The organism is Sphingomonas kyeonggiensis (assembly GCF_014196745.1).
Classification (GTDB): domain Bacteria; phylum Pseudomonadota; class Alphaproteobacteria; order Sphingomonadales; family Sphingomonadaceae; genus Sphingomonas; species Sphingomonas kyeonggiensis.
In genome coordinates this window covers 932,540-947,792 of the sequence record NZ_JACIEH010000002.1, presented here as the reverse complement: position 1 = coordinate 947,792, position 15,253 = coordinate 932,540, and the positions used below count along the sequence as shown (strand labels likewise).

Below are 15,253 nucleotides of genomic sequence, written 5' to 3'. Positions count from 1 at the left end.
ACCCATGAAGCTTTGCCGTTATGGCGCCCCGGGCGCCGAGAAGCCCGGCCTGATCGACAGCGATGGCCATATCCGTGACCTCTCCGCGCACATCGCCGATATCGGCCCCGACGCGCTCGGCAAGGATGCCCTCGCCAAGCTCGCCGCGATCGATCCCGCCAGCCTGCCGCTGGTCGAAGGCGATGTCCGCTACGGCGCCTGCGTCACCGGCACCCGCCAGTTCATCGCGATCGGCACCAACTTCGCCGATCACGCCGCGGAATCGAACCTGCCGGTGCCCGAGGAACCCGTGGTATTCCAGAAGTGGGTTAGCTGCATCCAGGGCCCGAACGACCCCGTCACCATCCCGAAGGACTCGAAGAAGACCGATTGGGAAGTCGAGCTCGGCGTCGTGATCGGCACCCCCGCTTCCTATGTCTCCGAGGAAGACGCGCTGGATTACGTCGCCGGCTATTGCGTGGTCAACGACGTGTCCGAGCGTCACTGGCAGGTCGAGCGCGGCCTGACCTGGGACAAGGGCAAGGGCTTCCCCACCTTCGGCCCGATCGGCCCGTGGATGGTCACCAAGGACGAAGTCGGCGATCCGCAGAATCTCGGCATGTGGCTGTCGGTCAATGGCAAGAAGATGCAGAACGGCAACAGCAAGACGATGATCTTCACCGTCGCGCAGATCGTCGCCTATTGCTCGCAGTTCATGACGCTGCTGCCCGGCGACGTCATCACCACCGGTACCCCGCCGGGCGTCGGCCTCGGCCAGAAGCCCGAGCCCTGGTATCTGAAGGCCGGCGACGTGGTCGAGCTCGGCATCGAGAAGCTCGGCGAGCAGCGCCAGGAGTTCGTCGCATGGCAGGCCGCCAAGTGAGCGTGTTCGCGGGACGCTATGCCGGCCGCAGCGCCGTCGTCACCGGCGGCGCTTCGGGCCTCGGCAAGGCCGTGGCCAAGCGGATCGTCGAAGAGGGCGGCCAGGTCGTCCTCTGGGACCTGAACCCCGACGCGCTGGCAGCTGCCCAGGCCGAGACCGGCGCCATCGGCGTCCAGGCGCTCGACGTGTCCGACCTCGCCGCGGTCGAGGCCGCGGCCCAGGCGAGCGCCGAAATCCTCGGCAGGATCGACATACTGGTCTGCTCGGCCGGGATCACCGGCGCGACCGTGCCGGCGCACGAATTCCCGGTCGACAGCTGGCTGCGGGTGATGGACATCAACCTCAACGGTCTGTTCTATTGCAACCGCGCGATCGTGCCGCTGATGCTCGCGAACGGCTATGGCCGCATCGTCAACATCGCCTCGGTCGCCGGCAAGGAAGGCAATCCCAATGCCAGCGCCTATTCGGCGTCGAAGGCAGGCGTGATCGGCTTCACCAAGTCGATCGGCAAGGAACTGGCCGGCAAGGGCGTGATCGTCAACGCGCTCACCCCGGCGACCTTCGAGAGCCCGATCCTCGCCCAGCTGCCGCCGAGCCAGGTCGACTACATGCGCTCGAAGATCCCGATGGGCCGGCTCGGCCAGATCGAGGAATCCGCCGCGATGGTGTGCTTCATGGCCTCGGAGGAGTGCAGCTTCACCACCGCCTCGACCTTCGACACCTCGGGCGGCCGAACCACCTTCTGATGCCCCAGCGCCCGCCCTTCATCGATCCGCACGTCCATCTCTGGAACCTGTCGCACATCCGCTATCCGTGGCTGATGCCGCCGTTCAATGAGGACGGGCCCAATGGCAGCGTCGAGCCCATCGCCTCCGACTATGGGCTCGACGAGTATCTGGCCGATGCGGGCGACTGGGACGTGCGCGGGATCGTCCATATCGATGCGGGCGCGCATCCGGACGACGCGCTCCGCGAGACCGAATGGCTCCAGGCCATGGCCGACCAAAGCAGCATGCCGAACGGCATCGTCGCCTTCGCCGCGCTGGAGAGTCCGACGCTCGAGGGCCTGCTCGGCGCCCATGTCGCGCACCCCAATGTCCGCGGTATCCGCCATATCGTGAACTGGCATCCCGATCCGCAGCGCAGCTATTCCCCGGCGGACATCACCACCTCGGACGCATGGATGCGCGGCTTCGGCCTGCTCGCAAAATACGGCCTGAGCTTCGATCTCCAGGCCTATCCCGGCCAGCTCGCGCATCTCGCCGGGCTGATCGCCAGGCACCCGGATATCCAGGTGATCATCGATCATGCCGGCATGGCGATCCCCGGCGACGCGGACGGCTGGGCTGTCTGGCGGAATGGCATGGCGGCGCTGGCGGCCCTCCCCAATGTCGCGGTCAAGATCTCGGGCATGGGCTTCACCTGGCGCCCCTGGGACCTCGACCGCGCCCGCCCCTATGTGCTCGAGACGATCGAGCTGTTCGGCACCGACCGGGCGATGTTCGCCAGCAACTTCCCCACCGACAAGCTGTTCGGCAGCTTCGACCGGCATCTCGGCGCCTATGACGCGATCACCTTCGATTTCTCGGCGGACGAGCGCCTCGCGCTGTTCGCCGGCAATGCCAACCGCCTCTACCGTCTGGGCCTGACCCTATGACCCTGCGCGTCGTCGACCTGCGTACCGAGAACACCGTCGACCTGCTCGGCACCGAGGCCGAGCGGCCTCGCCTGTCGTGGCGGATCGAGAGCGACACGCCGGGCACGGTGCAGGCGCGCTACCGCATCCGCGCCACTTCCGGCGGCGAAATGCTGTGGGACAGCGGCGACGTCGCGGGCGATGCCAGCTTCGATATCGCCTATGAGGGGCCGGTGCTCACCTCGATGCTGCGCGTCGATTGGACAGTCGAAGTCACCGATGGCGAAGGCAATATCGCCCAATCCGCCCCCACCTGGTTCGAGACCGGCCTGCTCGCCCCCACCGACTGGCGCGCCGACTGGATCGAGGCCGAGGACGACTTCGCCGCCGCCGAGCGCGCCGCAGGCGTCAGCTGGGTGTGGAGCGAAACCGCGCTCGACGACCGCCCCCACGCCTTCCGCCTCGATTTCGATGCCCCCGAAGATCTGGTCCGCGCCGAGGTGCTGGTCGCCGGCAAGGACCATCTGCGCGGCGTCTGGGTCAATGGCGAGAAGTCGCCGCTCGACTGGCATTTCGACTGGGACACCTATCTCCCCTTCTGGGGCACGCTCGCGCCCTATGCCGGCGAGGTGAAGCCGGGCCGCAACAGCGTCTGCGCACTGGTCGAGGCCGACACCACCGGCTTCTTCCCGGTCGATGGCGGCGCCTTTGCCGCGCTGATCCGCCTCTACCGCGCCGATGGCAGCGTCGATCGCATCGTCAGCAGCGCCTTCCGCCTGATGCCGTCCCCGCCCGAGGGCTGGACGACATCCGGCTTCGACGCGAGCGGCTGGGCGGCCCCCGTGCCGAGCGGCGCCAACGTCCATAACGATCCGCGTCCCAGCGAACCGGCGATGCAGCTGCGCACCGAGTTCACCGCCGACCAGCCGGTGGTCGCGGCCCGACTCTATGCGACCGCGCTCGGCGCCTATGACGCGCGGATCAACGGCCAGCCCGTCTCCGGCGCGATCCTCGCCCCCGAGATCAGCGTCGCGGCCGATCATGTCCTCTACCAGGTCTATGACGTCACCGACCTGATCCAGCAGGGCGCCAATGCGTTCGGCGCAACGGTCGGCGACGGCTTCTATGCCAGCCCGTTCGGCTGGCGGATCGAGCGCTATGGCTTCGGCCCCGCCCCGCGCCGCTTCCGCGCCCAGCTTCGTCTCGATTACGCCGATGGCAGCAGCCACTGGGTCGAGACCGGCCCCGACTGGCGCCTCGCCCCTTCGGCGATCTCCAAATCCGAAATCTATGATGGCGAGACCCGTGATGCCCGCGAGGAGCAGCCCGGCTGGTATCTGCCCGGCTTCGACGCCTCGGGCTGGGCCACGGCGAAGCGCGGCCAGAACCTCGACACCCGCCTGATCGCCCAGACGTCGCCCCTGCTCGAACGCACCGGCAGCCTCAAGGCGCGCAGCGTGAGCGAGCCGCTGCCCGGCCGCTATGTCTTCGACTTCGGCCAGAACTTCCCCGGCTGGGTCCGCATCCGCGCGACCGGCCCGTCTGGCACCACGATCACCGCGAAGTTCGCCGAGCTGCTCAATCCGGACGGCACTGCCGATCTCGCCAATCTCCGCCTCGCCAGGGCGACCGACAGCTTCACCCTGGCCGGCACCGGCGAGGAGGTCTTCGAGCCGAGCTTCACCTATCACGGCTTCCGCTATGTCGAGATCGCCGGCTATCCCGGCGTGCCAAGCCTCGACGATATCGAGGGCATTGTTGTCCACAGCGCCTGCCGAGAGACCGGCGGGGTGACCTTCCACGATGCGCCTTTGCTCCAGACCATCTTCGACAATGCGCTGTGGAGCCAGCGCTCGAACTTCTTCGCGGTGCCCACCGATTGCCCGCAGCGCGACGAGCGCATGGGCTGGATGGGCGACATCCAGGTGTTCGCGGACGCCGCCGCGTTCAACATGGAGGTCGATCCCTTTCTCCGCCGCTTCCTGCTCGAAGCGCGCGCGGCACAGCGCCCCGACGGCGCCTATCCGATCGTGGTGCCGCAGCCGCTTTCCTTCCCCGATGTGGTTACGGCGGGCTGGAGCGAAGCCGGGATCATCCTGCCCTGGCAGCTCTGGCAGCGTTACGGCGACACCGCCGTGATCGACGAGAATTGGGACGCGATGGCGGGCTGGATGGCCTTTGTCGCGCGGACCAATCCCGACGGCATCTGGCGTAATGATCGCGGGCTCGATCTCGGCGACTGGCTCTCGGTCGATGCGATCAAGCCCGATGACGAGACCACCCCGCGCATCCTTTGCGCGACGGCCTATTGGGCCTGGTGCGCCGAGCTGATGGCCGAGATGGCCGAGGCCAGCGGCCGCGACGCGAGCGAATGGCGGGATCTCCATTCGAAAATCGCCACCGCCTTCGCCAGCGAGTTCGTCGCCACGGACGGCACCGCCGGCAATGGCAGCCAGGCAAGCCAGGTGCTCGCGCTGTTCATGGGTCTGGTTCCCGAGGACCGCCGCGCCGGTGCCGCCGAAGTGCTGGCCCGCGACATCCGCGCACGCGGCATGAAGCTGTCCACCGGCTTCCTTGGCACGCCCTATATCCTCGATGTGCTCGCCGATGCCGGCCGGCATGACGAAGTCTCGGGACTACTGCTCCAGACCGGCTATCCGAGCTGGGGCTATATGCCGTCGCAGGGCGCCACGACGATGTGGGAACGCTGGAACGGCGACACCGGCGACCTGTCGATGAACAGCTACAATCACTATGCGTTCGGCGCGATTGTCGGCTTCTTCTATCGCCGCCTCGCCGGCATCGCCCCCGCCGCCCCCGGCTTCCGCCGCATCGCCGCACGGCCGCTCTGGTATCCGGCGATCGGCCGGGTCTCGGCGCGCTATGAGTCCGTCGTCGGCCTGATCGCCGCCGAAACCGATGGCGATGCGAGCGGCCTCACCCGCTTCACGCTCACCATCCCCGCCAACACCATCGCCGAAGTCGACCTGCCCGGAAGCGGCTGGCGCCTCGGCGGTTCGCCGGTCGACAGCCGTACGGAAGTCGGCGCCGGCACCCATGCATTCACGAAATCCGGAGAGTGACGATGCCTACCCTCGGTCTGATCCATAATTCGGCAACGCTGGTGCCGATCTTCACCGAGATCGCGGCGCGGGTGATGCCGGCCGACGTCAAGCTGCTCCACTTCGTCGACGAGAGCACGATCAAGAACACCATCGCCGCCGGCCATCTCCAGAAGTCGACGATGCGTCAGGTCGTCCGGCTGGTCGGCTCGGCCTTCGATGCCGGCTGCGACGTCGCGATGGTCACCTGCTCGTCGATCGGCAAGGCAGTCGAGATGGCGGCCGAGCTTTACGACCAGCCCGTACTCCGCGTCGATCGCGCCATGGCCGAGAAGGCCGTCGCCAGCGGCACCCGCATCGGCGTGGTCGCCACGCTGCCCACCACGCTCCAGCCTACCGCCGACCTCGTCCGCCGCGTCGCCGCCGAGCAGGGCAAGGCGATCGAGATCGTCGAGCATCTCTGCGAAGGCGCGTTCCAGGCCGTGATGGCCGGCGACGGCGCCAAGCATGACCGGATCGTGAGCGAAGGCCTCACCGAGGGCATGAAGGGTGTCGACGCGATCGTCCTCGCCCAGGCATCGATGGCGCGCGTCGTCGCCAGCCTGCCCGAGGGCGCGGTCTCGGCGCCGGTCTATGCGAGCCCCGAACTCGGCATGGAGCATGCGCGCACCGTGCTGGCAGGCCTCGGCCAGTGAAGAAGCGGCGGCTGGTCCTCGGCTTCCTCGCCACCCTATCGATCATCACCTTTATCGACCGGCTGGCGATCGCGGTCACCGGCCCGTCGATCCAGAAGGATCTCGGCATCACCCCCGCCGAATGGGGCTGGGTGCTGAGCGCCTATGTCATCGCCTATGCGGTGTTCGAGATCCCCTCGGGCGCGATGGGCGACAAGCATGGCTATCGCAAGGAGCTGACCCGGATCACGGTCTGGTGGTCCTTCTTCACCGCGATCACCGCGGTGTGCCGCAACTTCTGGCAGCTCGCCGCCGCGCGCTTCCTGTTCGGCCTCGGCGCCGCCGGTGCCTATCCCAACATGACCGGCGTGCTCTATCGCTGGCTGCCGGCGCGCGAGCGTGCCCGCGGCCAGGGTGTGATCTGGGCCGCCAGCCGCTTCGGCGGCGCGCTCGCCCCGCTGCTGCTGGTCCCCGCCAACAAGCATCTCGGCTGGCAGGCGGTGTTCGTCCTGCTCGGCGTGATCGGCGCGGTCTGGGCGCTCGCCTGGTGGAAATGGTTCCACGACAAGCCCGCCGAGCAGCCCGGCATCACCGCGGCCGAGGTCGCCGAGATCGGCAGCGACGAGCATGCCGGCCATAGCGGCACCCCGTGGAAGCAGCTGTTCGGCCTGCCCCAGCTCTGGCTGATCTCCATCGCCTATCTGTTCTACGCGTTCGGCAGCTGGTTCTTCTTCGGCTGGTTCCCGACCTGGATGGTCAAGGGCGCGGGCTTCACCGTTGACGAGATGGGCCTGTATGGCTCGATCCCGTTCCTGCTCGGCGTGGTCGGCAATCTGGCCGGCGGCGTGCTGTGCGACCGGCTGGCCGCACGCATCGGCAACCGCAACGCCTATCGCCTGATCGCCTCGACTTGCCTGGTCGGCACCGCCGCGCTGCTCGTCGCGATGAGCCTCGCCACCAGCAAGCTCGCGATCGTGCTGCTCGCCGGCGCTGCCTTCATGGTGATGGACCTGATGCTCCCCGCCGCCTGGGCGATGTGCATGTCGATCGGCGGCCGCTACGGCGGCACCGCATCGGGCGTGATGAACACTGCCGGCAATCTCGGCGGCTTCGTCTGCTCGGTCGCGTTCGGCTACGTCGTCGCCGCCACCGGCAACTATAACCTGCCGCTGCAGGGTATCGCGCTGATGGTGGTGCTGGCAGCTATGATCTTCGCGACCATCGATTGCACCAAAGGCTTCGACCACAAGAAGTCGATCTGAGGAGGGAAACCATGCGCTGGCTGATCGCCGCCGTCGCCGCCGGATGCGCGCTCGCCGCATCCGGCGCGTCCGCGCAGGACCGCACGCCGCCGCTCAAGGTATCGGCGAACGGCCGCTATCTGGAATCGAACGGCAAGCCCTTCTTCTGGCTGGGCGACACCGGCTGGCTGCTGCTCGGCAAGCTCAATCGCGAGGAAACCGAAGCCTATTTCGCCAAACGCGAAGCCCAGGGCTACAACGTCATCCAGGTGATGATGCTGCACGGGCCGAAGATGGAGAACCCCGTCGCCGGCCCGGCCCTGGTCGACGGCGACCTCACCCGCCCCCGCGTCACCCCGGGCAACGATCCGAGCAAGCCCGGCGAATATGACTATTGGGACCATCTCGACTGGGTGTTCGATCGCGCCGCCGCGCACGGCCTCTACATCGCGCTGGTGCCGGTCTGGGGCGACTTCGCCGATTTCCGCCTGCTCAACGCCGATACCGCCCCGGTGATCGGCCGCTTCGCCGCCGAGCGCTACAAGAACAAGCCCAACCTGATCTGGGTGAATGGCGGCGATCGCTATCCCGAGCTCTCCCCGCTCGCCTGGGACATCCTCGGCAAGACGATCCGCGCGGTCGACCCCAATCATCTGATGACCTACCACCCGGCCGGCCGCGCCAGCTCGTCCTGGATGTTCCACGACGCGCCCTGGCTCGATTTCAACATGTACCAGTCGGGCCACCAGAGCTACGCGCAGGACCACCAGCTCAACGCGCGCGGCGAGGACAACTGGGTCTACACCACCGACGATCTCTCGCGCAGCCCGGCCAAGCCGACGATCGACGCCGAGCCGAGCTACGAGAACATCCCCCACGGACTCGACCGCGCACCCGAGCCCCGCTGGGGCGCCGCCGACGCACGCCGCTATGCCTGGTGGTCGGTCCTGGCCGGCGCGTTCGGCCACACCTATGGCGAGAACAGCGTCATGCAGTTCTTCACGCCGGGCACCAAGGCCAACGCCTATTGGCCCAAGCTCTCCTGGCAAGAAGGGCTAGACGCCCCCGGCGGCAGCCAGATGCACCACCTCAAGGACCTGATCCTCTCGCGCCCCTTCTTCGAGCGCGTGCCCGATCAGTCGCTCATTACCGACAGCGGCCCGCGCTACGAGCGCGTCGCCGCCACCCGCGGCAAGAGCTACGCGATCGCCTATACCTATACCGGCCGCCCCTTCCATGTGCGGATGGGCAAGATCAGCGGCACCCGCGTCCGCGCCGCCTGGTTCGATCCGCGCACCGGGGCAAGCACGCCGATCGGCACTTTCGCCAACACGGGCGTCCGCCTGTTCACGCCACCCGGCAAGACCGCACCGGGCAATGACTGGGCGCTCGTGCTCGACGACGCCAAGGGGAATAACCAGTGAAGACCTTCGCCCTCGCCACCGCCCTCCTGCTCGCCGGCGCCGCCGCACCGCTGCCCGCGCTCGCCCAGCAGGGCGAGGCCCAGAAAGCCTCCCCCGCCGCCGCCAGGGTCGCGCATGAGCGCCTGTACATCGGCTCGGCCTGGTATCCCGAGCAATGGCCCGAAAGCGCCTGGGCCGAGGATCTCCGCCTGATGCAGGGCCACGGCGCCAATGTCGTCCGCATCGGCGAATATGCCTGGAGCAAGATGGAGCCGGAGGAAGGCAAGTACGACATGGACTGGCTGGTCCGCGCCGTGCGGCTCGCCAACAAATACGGCATGAAGGTCGTGATCGGCACGCCGACCGACACGCCCCCGGCCTGGATGACCCAGAAATACCCGGACACCCTCCAGATCGACGGCACCGGCAAACAGATCGGCCATGGCGGCCGCCGCCAGTTCTCGATCTCCTCAAGCCGCTACCGCGCCTTCGCCCGCGACATCGTCACCCGCATGGCGCAGGCGCTCAAGGACGAGCCCAATGTCATCGGCTGGCAGATCGGCAACGAGCCGACCGACGAGAGCTATGACCCCGAAGCGCGCACCGCCTGGGTGGCGTGGCTCAAGCAGCGCTACGGCACGCTCGACAAGCTCAACGCCGCCTGGACCACCGAATATTGGTCGCAGACCTACACCGCCTGGGATCAGGTGCCGTTCAACAGCGACAAGGCCAATCCCGGCTGGATGCTCGAGCTCAAGCGCTTCATCACCTCGCAATGGCGCGCCTTCCACCGCAACCAGATCGACGCGGTCCGCGCCGTCGTCGGCGACAGGCAGTTCATCACGATCAACTTCGGCGGGCTCGGCTGGGCCAATCGCTTCGATCGCTACGAGATGAACCGCGACCTCGATTTCGCCTCGTGGGACGAATATGTCGGCATGGGCCATGTGAAGCCCTATCGCATGGGCGCCACCCACGACCTCGTCCGCGGCTGGAAGCGCAAGAATTTCTGGGTGATGGAAACCCAGCCGGGCTTCGTGAACTGGGCGCCGGTAAGCAACATGCTCTATCCCGGCGAGACCCGCGCAGTCGCCTGGCAGGCGGTCGGCCACGGCGCCGACGCCGTGCTCTACTGGCAGTGGCGCAACGCGCTGAACGGCCAGGAGACGATGCACGGCTCGATCGTCGGCCCCGACGGCAAGCCACTGCCCGTCTATCCCGAGATCCAGCAGATCGGCCGCGAGATGAAGGCCGCCTCGCCGGCACTGGCGGGCACCACCCCGGTCTCCCCGGTCGCGATCCTCCAGGACTATCCCAGCCGCTGGGCGATCGACTTCCAGCTCCACCACAAGGATTACGACCAGATCGAGACGCTGCTCGACTATTACCAGCCGCTCAAGGACGCGCTGGGCGCCGTCGATGTGGTCGAGGCCGCCGAAGCCCCGCTATCGGGCTACAAGCTGGTCGTAGCCCCCAGCCTCAACGTCATCACCGATGCGACGGCAAAGCGCCTGACCGACTATGTCCGCGGCGGCGGGCACCTGATCCTTGGGCCCCGCTCGGGCATGAAGGACGAATACAACCGCCTAGACACCGTCCGCCAGCCCGGCCCGCTTGCCGAGCTGCTCGGCGGCCAGGTCGAGCAATTCTACGCGCTCGACGAGCCCGTAGAAGTCGGAACCGGCAAGGCGACGATCTGGGCCGAAATGCTCTCGACCAGCGTGCCGGACACCCAGGTGCTGCTGCGCTACGGCAAGGCAAATGGCTGGCTCGACGGCAAGCCCGCCGTGATTTCGCGCAAGGTCGGCAAGGGCAGCATCACCTATGTCGGCGCGCTGGTTGACGACGGCGTAATGAAGGGGCTGATCGACGCCGCACTCGCCGACGCCAGGGTTTCGCGCGACTTCGCCGTGCCCGAGGATGTCGAACTGATGACCCGCGAGGGCCAGGACAAGCGCATCGTCATTCTGGTCAACCATGGCCGCGAGACCCGTGAGGTAGTGTTGCCTACGGCGATGACCGACCTGCTGGCGGGCGGGAAGATCAGCAAGGTGGTGCTGGGCCGCGAAGGCGTGGCGGTGCTGCAGCGCCAATAACGCCTTCTCCCCTTGCGGGAGAAGACCATCAGGTCTCGCGACATGCCGCACTTATGCCGTAGACCAATAAACCCGGCCTGTCGGCAAGCGCAGCAAAATCGACGGCCCGGGAACCGCCGTTTAGCGAAAAGGTGATCCGGTTTGGGAGGCGAGCTACAATTCGCGGACGAAGGAGGGGATTGAGATCCCCGTGGCAGCTGCTTGTTTATAATAGCGGACGTCCCATATCCATATAACCGGATCGGCAACCTCAGCATTGGTTCGGCTGAGAGACGTTGCGCTCCCGCTGGAGGAGCGCCCATGTCCCGAGCAATAAACGTCGACCTGAAGCAGCCTGATGTGCTCGCAGCGTGTGCCGAACAGGGCGCCGCGGTGAGCACCAGTGAGTCTTTGCCGTCAGGTGGTACCCGAGTAGTCCTCGTGAGCAGCGACGGTGCCGCTCTCATGCGGCGCATATTCGAATCCAAGTTGCTGCTTGGCGCAGTACAGCGCACCCCATTCACTACGAAGGGGTGGTCATGACCCTCGCCATCGCAGGGGCTCGCACAACGGCCTCCACTGTTTCGTTCGATTTTCCGTTTCTCTTGGGCAAGGACGCTCGCGAGCTGTCGGCGGGCACTTACTCGATCTTCACTCATGAGGACACCTACGGGGGAAGTTTTGACCCCGTCTATGTCGCGGTTGAAGTGGAGCTCATCGTCGAGACCAACGGAGTCCGCACTTCGAGGCTAGTGCGCCCGGCTGATCTGAAGATCGCGCTCGAGCGGGATGCTGCCGCTTCAGAAAAACGCGCGAGCACCGTCGATGGAGCAATGGATTAGCGAGATAGCTTGCCTTCGATATCGCGTGGCCGGCGGAAGGGTGCGCGGCTGCCGAATTGGATGTTCGCTTTGGTCCGCCACCGCTCCAAGAACAGTCTGGCCGCCCTTGAGCACCAGCTCGGGCCCATCCACGGCGGGATCGGCGGCCCGTTGGCAAACGCCCCACTTGCCGCCGTTCGCCTTCAAATTCGGCGTTTTGGAACGCGGCCGTTCTCGCTAGTCTGTCCGCATGCTGGAAATTGAAACCGAACGGCTGCTTTTGCGGCGCGCCACCATGGACGATCTTGCCGCGTTCCACTCGATCCTCAGCGACCCGCAAGCAACGGCGTTTTGGTCGACGCCGCCGCACAGCGATGTCGAGCAATCGCGCGAATGGTTGCAGAGCATGGTCGATATCCCGCCTGGGGAAGGCGAGGACTTCGTTGTCGAGCATCAAGGCCGCGCCATAGGCAAAGCTGGCTTCTTCCGCTTTCCGGAGATTGGCTTCATCTTGCATCCTCGCGCCTGGGGCTGCGGGTTCGCGGAGGAAGCCTTGCGGCCCGTGCTCGAAAGGGCTTTCCAGGTGCACCGCCTCGAGGCTGTCGAAGCGGATGTCGACCCGAAGAACGCCGCATCGCTGCGGCTGCTCGCGAAGCTCGGCTTCATCGAAATCGGCCGTCGGGAGCGCACCTGGTTGATAGGCGACCAGTGGTGCGACAGTGTCGACTTGCGCTTGCTGCGCAGCTGAAGGTCCGCACGTTGCCTGATGGACCCAGCCCAAGGCCAAGCTAACGCGGCGTCCTGGGGAAGCTCGTGAAGGCCCGAGCCAACCCTATCCCCCCAGCCGCACCGTCTCGAAGAACCCGTCCCCGCCCATCTGGCCGCCCTTGAGCACCAGCTCGAGCCCATCCACGGCGGGATCGCTGGCATGCGCCCGCACCAGCGGCGCGCCGCGTTCGATCGGCGCGGCCCAGGTCAGCGCATCGATGCCGAGCTGCGCGACGCCGTGGCTCGACGTGTCGCCGCCCGCGAACAGCAGCCGCTGCAAACCGGCCCGGTGCACCACTTGCCCGGCAACCCGGCCCAGCGCCTGCCCCAGCTTCTCGCCCGCCGCCGGTGCCGTCGCATCCAGCGGCCCCTCGGCCGAATGGATCAGCGCCTTGCCCTGCCCGGCCAGCGCCGCCACCGCCGCATCGGCCAGCCGCGCCTCCTCCGCCGAAGAACCCTCCAGCAGCGCACCGACATCGGCCAGCGTCGCCGCAAACCCATCCGCCGCGCTCCGGACGATCTGCCGCGCAGTCACCGGCGAACAGCTCCCGCTCACCACCAGCAACCGGTCCACCGCCTGCGCACGCACTTCCGCCGGCCGCCCGTCGATCAGCCCCGCCCCCTGCCAGGCAAGCACCAGCGCCCGGGTCACGCCCGAACTGCCCGCCGCGAAGCGCACCCCGCGCGACAGCAGTACGTCGCCCGCCGCCGCCAGATCCTCCATCGCAACGCCGTCGAACAGCACCGCATCGGCATCGGCCGCGTCGAACTCCGCCTCCGCCTGCCCGGCCCGGATCGCCTCCAGCGAAACTAGCGCGACCCGTGCCTCGCTCTGCCCGGCAAGATGCCGGATCAGGTCGGCCTCGTGCATCGGCGTGACCGGATGGCGCGCCATGGTCGGGTGGCGGTCGATGCGGAACACCTCGGCGCCTGCCGCCGCGAACAGGTTCCCGAACGCGACATAGCGGCGCAGGTGCGGCGCGCCGACCAGGATCGCCGCCTTGCCCGGAAACGCCGCTCGGCCCAGCTCGATCGCGCGGCCGATCGATCCGGTGGTCGGGCTGGAATCGAAGGTCGAGCAGGTCTTGTAATGGACCGTCGCTCCCTCCCCCAGCGCCGCGAAGGCGGGGGGAAGATGCGCGTCCATCCACGCAGGCGACTGGCTGCGGCTGTCCCCGGCAATGCCGATCGCGCGCGCATCGGCGAAGCGCGCCCGCAGCGCAGCATCGGGCGCGCGCAGGAACAGCACCGCCGGCACCCCGCCCTCGGCAAGCTGCTCGAGCACATCGGTGGAGCCGGTGAAATCGTCTCCGTAAAAGCTGTAGAGGAGTTTGGTCATTTCACTCTCATCCGTCATCCCGGCGAAAGCCGGGATCTCAGGCGAAGGCGCGGGACAAGAGCCGCACGAGATCCCGACTTTCGCCGGGATGACGTTGGTGGCGGATCATCCCCCAAAAGCGCCCAGCGCCGCCGCGAGTTCGGGCGCATCCTTCGCGGCCTGCTCGGCCGGCACCCCGGCAACCGCCGCGTCCCAGGCCTGGCGCAGCGCACGCACGCCCGCCGCCGGGCCGCCCGGATGCGCCATGATCCCGCCGCCGGCAGCGAACATGCAGTCCACCGATCCGAGCGCGGCATAGGTCGGCGCCGCCTGCCGGGCCGACTGGCCCGAGGAAAAGACCGGCATGATCTCGCAGCCCTTGTTCGGTGCGTCGAACATCGGCGTCAGGCACTCGCGGGCCGAGGCGATAACGCTCTCATTGGTCTCGCAGAACTTGTTGTCGATGCCGTTGACGTGCGTGTGGTCGATGCCCGCCAGCCGCCACAGCTTCTGGAAGGCGATATAGCTCATCCCGATCGCCGGCGAGCGGCCGAGCATGCCCCAGCCGTTGCGGTGCCCGTGAATCGGCAGCTGCGAATGGGCGCGCAGCACCTTCATCGCCGGCAGGCCGATCGAGTTCATGCTCGCCATCACGCAGGTGCCGCCCTCGGCCAGCACATGATCGTGCCGCGCCAGCATCTCGTCGATCTCGCCGGTCAGGTTGGCAGCGTACATCACCTTCTTGCCGGTGCGCTGCGCATGCTCGTTGATCACCCGCATCACCGCGCTCACCCGTTCGTTGAACGGGCAATGCGGCCCATCGGCCTGGAGCTCGTCGTCCTTGATGAAGTCGATCCCGGCCTCGACCAGCCCGCGCACCTGCTCGGCGGTTGCCTCGGGCCCGAGCCCGACGCTCGGCTTGATGATCGTGCCGATGATCGGCCGGCCGTAGACGTCCGCAAGCTTGCGCGTGCCCTCCACGCCGAATTGCGGCCCCTGGTAGCGGGTGAGGAACTCGGGCGGCAGCTTCAGGTCGAGCAGCCGCAGTCCGGAGAATGCCTTGAGCTCGCTGAGGTTGCCGTTGACCGTCGCCAGCAAATTGGGGAGCGACAGCCCCATGTTCGACACCGGCCAGGACAGCACCACCCGCGCCGCCCGCCGGGTCGCGTCGCCCGATTTGGGCAGCCCCGATCCCGGCAGCGACGGCACCGCGACTTCGCCCAGCTCGGTCAGCTCCTCGACACGGGCCGCATGGGCCTCGCGCAGTTCGTCGGTCTCGCCCGGCACGCGGACGAAGGTGCCGGTCGATTGCTCGCCGGCCATCGTCGCCGCCGCCTGGGCGAGCGGAAAGGCGGTTTCGATCCAGTAGGTGGCGTAGATCCGCGGTTCCATC

Annotated in this window: 12 protein-coding genes; 10 read left to right on the top strand and 2 right to left on the bottom strand. The window is 67.4% G+C overall.

Annotated elements, in window-relative coordinates; translation table 11 throughout:
- Window positions 1-4 precede the first annotated feature (4 nt).
- The 10 genes from GGR46_RS13240 to GGR46_RS13195 all read left to right on the top strand — a co-directional run bounded on the left by GGR46_RS13240 (window position 5) and on the right by GGR46_RS13195 (window position 12,522).
- Window positions 5-862: a fumarylacetoacetate hydrolase family protein gene (locus tag GGR46_RS13240; RefSeq protein ID WP_183998412.1), complete on the top strand. Its 858-nt coding sequence runs from the start codon at window positions 5-7 to the stop codon at window positions 860-862.
- A complete protein-coding gene (locus GGR46_RS13235; protein ID WP_183998832.1) occupies window positions 859-1,608 on the top strand; it encodes an SDR family oxidoreductase in 750 nt (249 codons plus the stop codon). Before GGR46_RS13240 ends, GGR46_RS13235 begins: the two co-directional genes overlap by 4 nt.
- Window positions 1,608-2,519, top strand: coding sequence for an amidohydrolase family protein (locus tag GGR46_RS13230; protein WP_183998411.1), 912 nt, complete (start codon window positions 1,608-1,610; stop codon window positions 2,517-2,519). The genes GGR46_RS13235 and GGR46_RS13230 overlap by 1 nt, the downstream gene beginning before the upstream one ends.
- Window positions 2,516-5,581: an alpha-L-rhamnosidase gene (locus tag GGR46_RS13225; RefSeq protein ID WP_183998410.1), complete on the top strand. Its 3,066-nt coding sequence runs from the start codon at window positions 2,516-2,518 to the stop codon at window positions 5,579-5,581. The genes GGR46_RS13230 and GGR46_RS13225 overlap by 4 nt, the downstream gene beginning before the upstream one ends.
- A 2-nt stretch (window positions 5,582-5,583) precedes the next feature.
- Window positions 5,584-6,255, top strand: coding sequence for an aspartate/glutamate racemase family protein (locus GGR46_RS13220; RefSeq protein ID WP_183998409.1), 672 nt, complete (start codon window positions 5,584-5,586; stop codon window positions 6,253-6,255).
- On the top strand, window positions 6,252-7,496 hold the full coding sequence (locus tag GGR46_RS13215; protein ID WP_183998408.1) for an MFS transporter: 1,245 nt from the start codon (window positions 6,252-6,254) through the stop codon (window positions 7,494-7,496). The genes GGR46_RS13220 and GGR46_RS13215 overlap by 4 nt, the downstream gene beginning before the upstream one ends.
- 11 nt (window positions 7,497-7,507) lie before the next feature.
- On the top strand, window positions 7,508-8,899 hold the full coding sequence (locus GGR46_RS13210; protein ID WP_183998407.1) for a glycoside hydrolase family 140 protein: 1,392 nt from the start codon (window positions 7,508-7,510) through the stop codon (window positions 8,897-8,899).
- Window positions 8,896-10,974, top strand: coding sequence for a beta-galactosidase (locus tag GGR46_RS13205; protein WP_183998406.1), 2,079 nt, complete (start codon window positions 8,896-8,898; stop codon window positions 10,972-10,974). The genes GGR46_RS13210 and GGR46_RS13205 overlap by 4 nt, the downstream gene beginning before the upstream one ends.
- 518 nt (window positions 10,975-11,492) lie before the next feature.
- Window positions 11,493-11,795, top strand: a complete 303-nt coding sequence (locus GGR46_RS13200; RefSeq protein WP_183998405.1) for a hypothetical protein — start codon at window positions 11,493-11,495, stop codon at window positions 11,793-11,795.
- 229 nt (window positions 11,796-12,024) lie between these two features.
- Window positions 12,025-12,522 carry a GNAT family N-acetyltransferase gene (locus GGR46_RS13195; protein WP_183998404.1) on the top strand — a complete coding sequence of 166 codons (498 nt, stop codon included), beginning with the start codon at window positions 12,025-12,027 and terminating at the stop codon, window positions 12,520-12,522.
- Window positions 12,523-12,606: 84 nt separating this feature from the next.
- On the opposite strand, the gene GGR46_RS13190 is transcribed toward GGR46_RS13195, so the two are convergent.
- Both GGR46_RS13190 and GGR46_RS13185 read right to left on the bottom strand, forming a co-directional pair.
- Window positions 12,607-13,881, bottom strand: coding sequence for a four-carbon acid sugar kinase family protein (locus GGR46_RS13190; RefSeq protein ID WP_183998403.1), 1,275 nt, complete (start codon window positions 13,879-13,881; stop codon window positions 12,607-12,609).
- 105 nt (window positions 13,882-13,986) lie between these two features.
- Window positions 13,987-15,252, bottom strand: a complete 1,266-nt coding sequence (locus GGR46_RS13185) for a ribulose-bisphosphate carboxylase large subunit family protein (protein ID WP_183998402.1) — start codon at window positions 15,250-15,252, stop codon at window positions 13,987-13,989.
- Between the last annotated feature and the right edge of the window lies 1 nt (window position 15,253).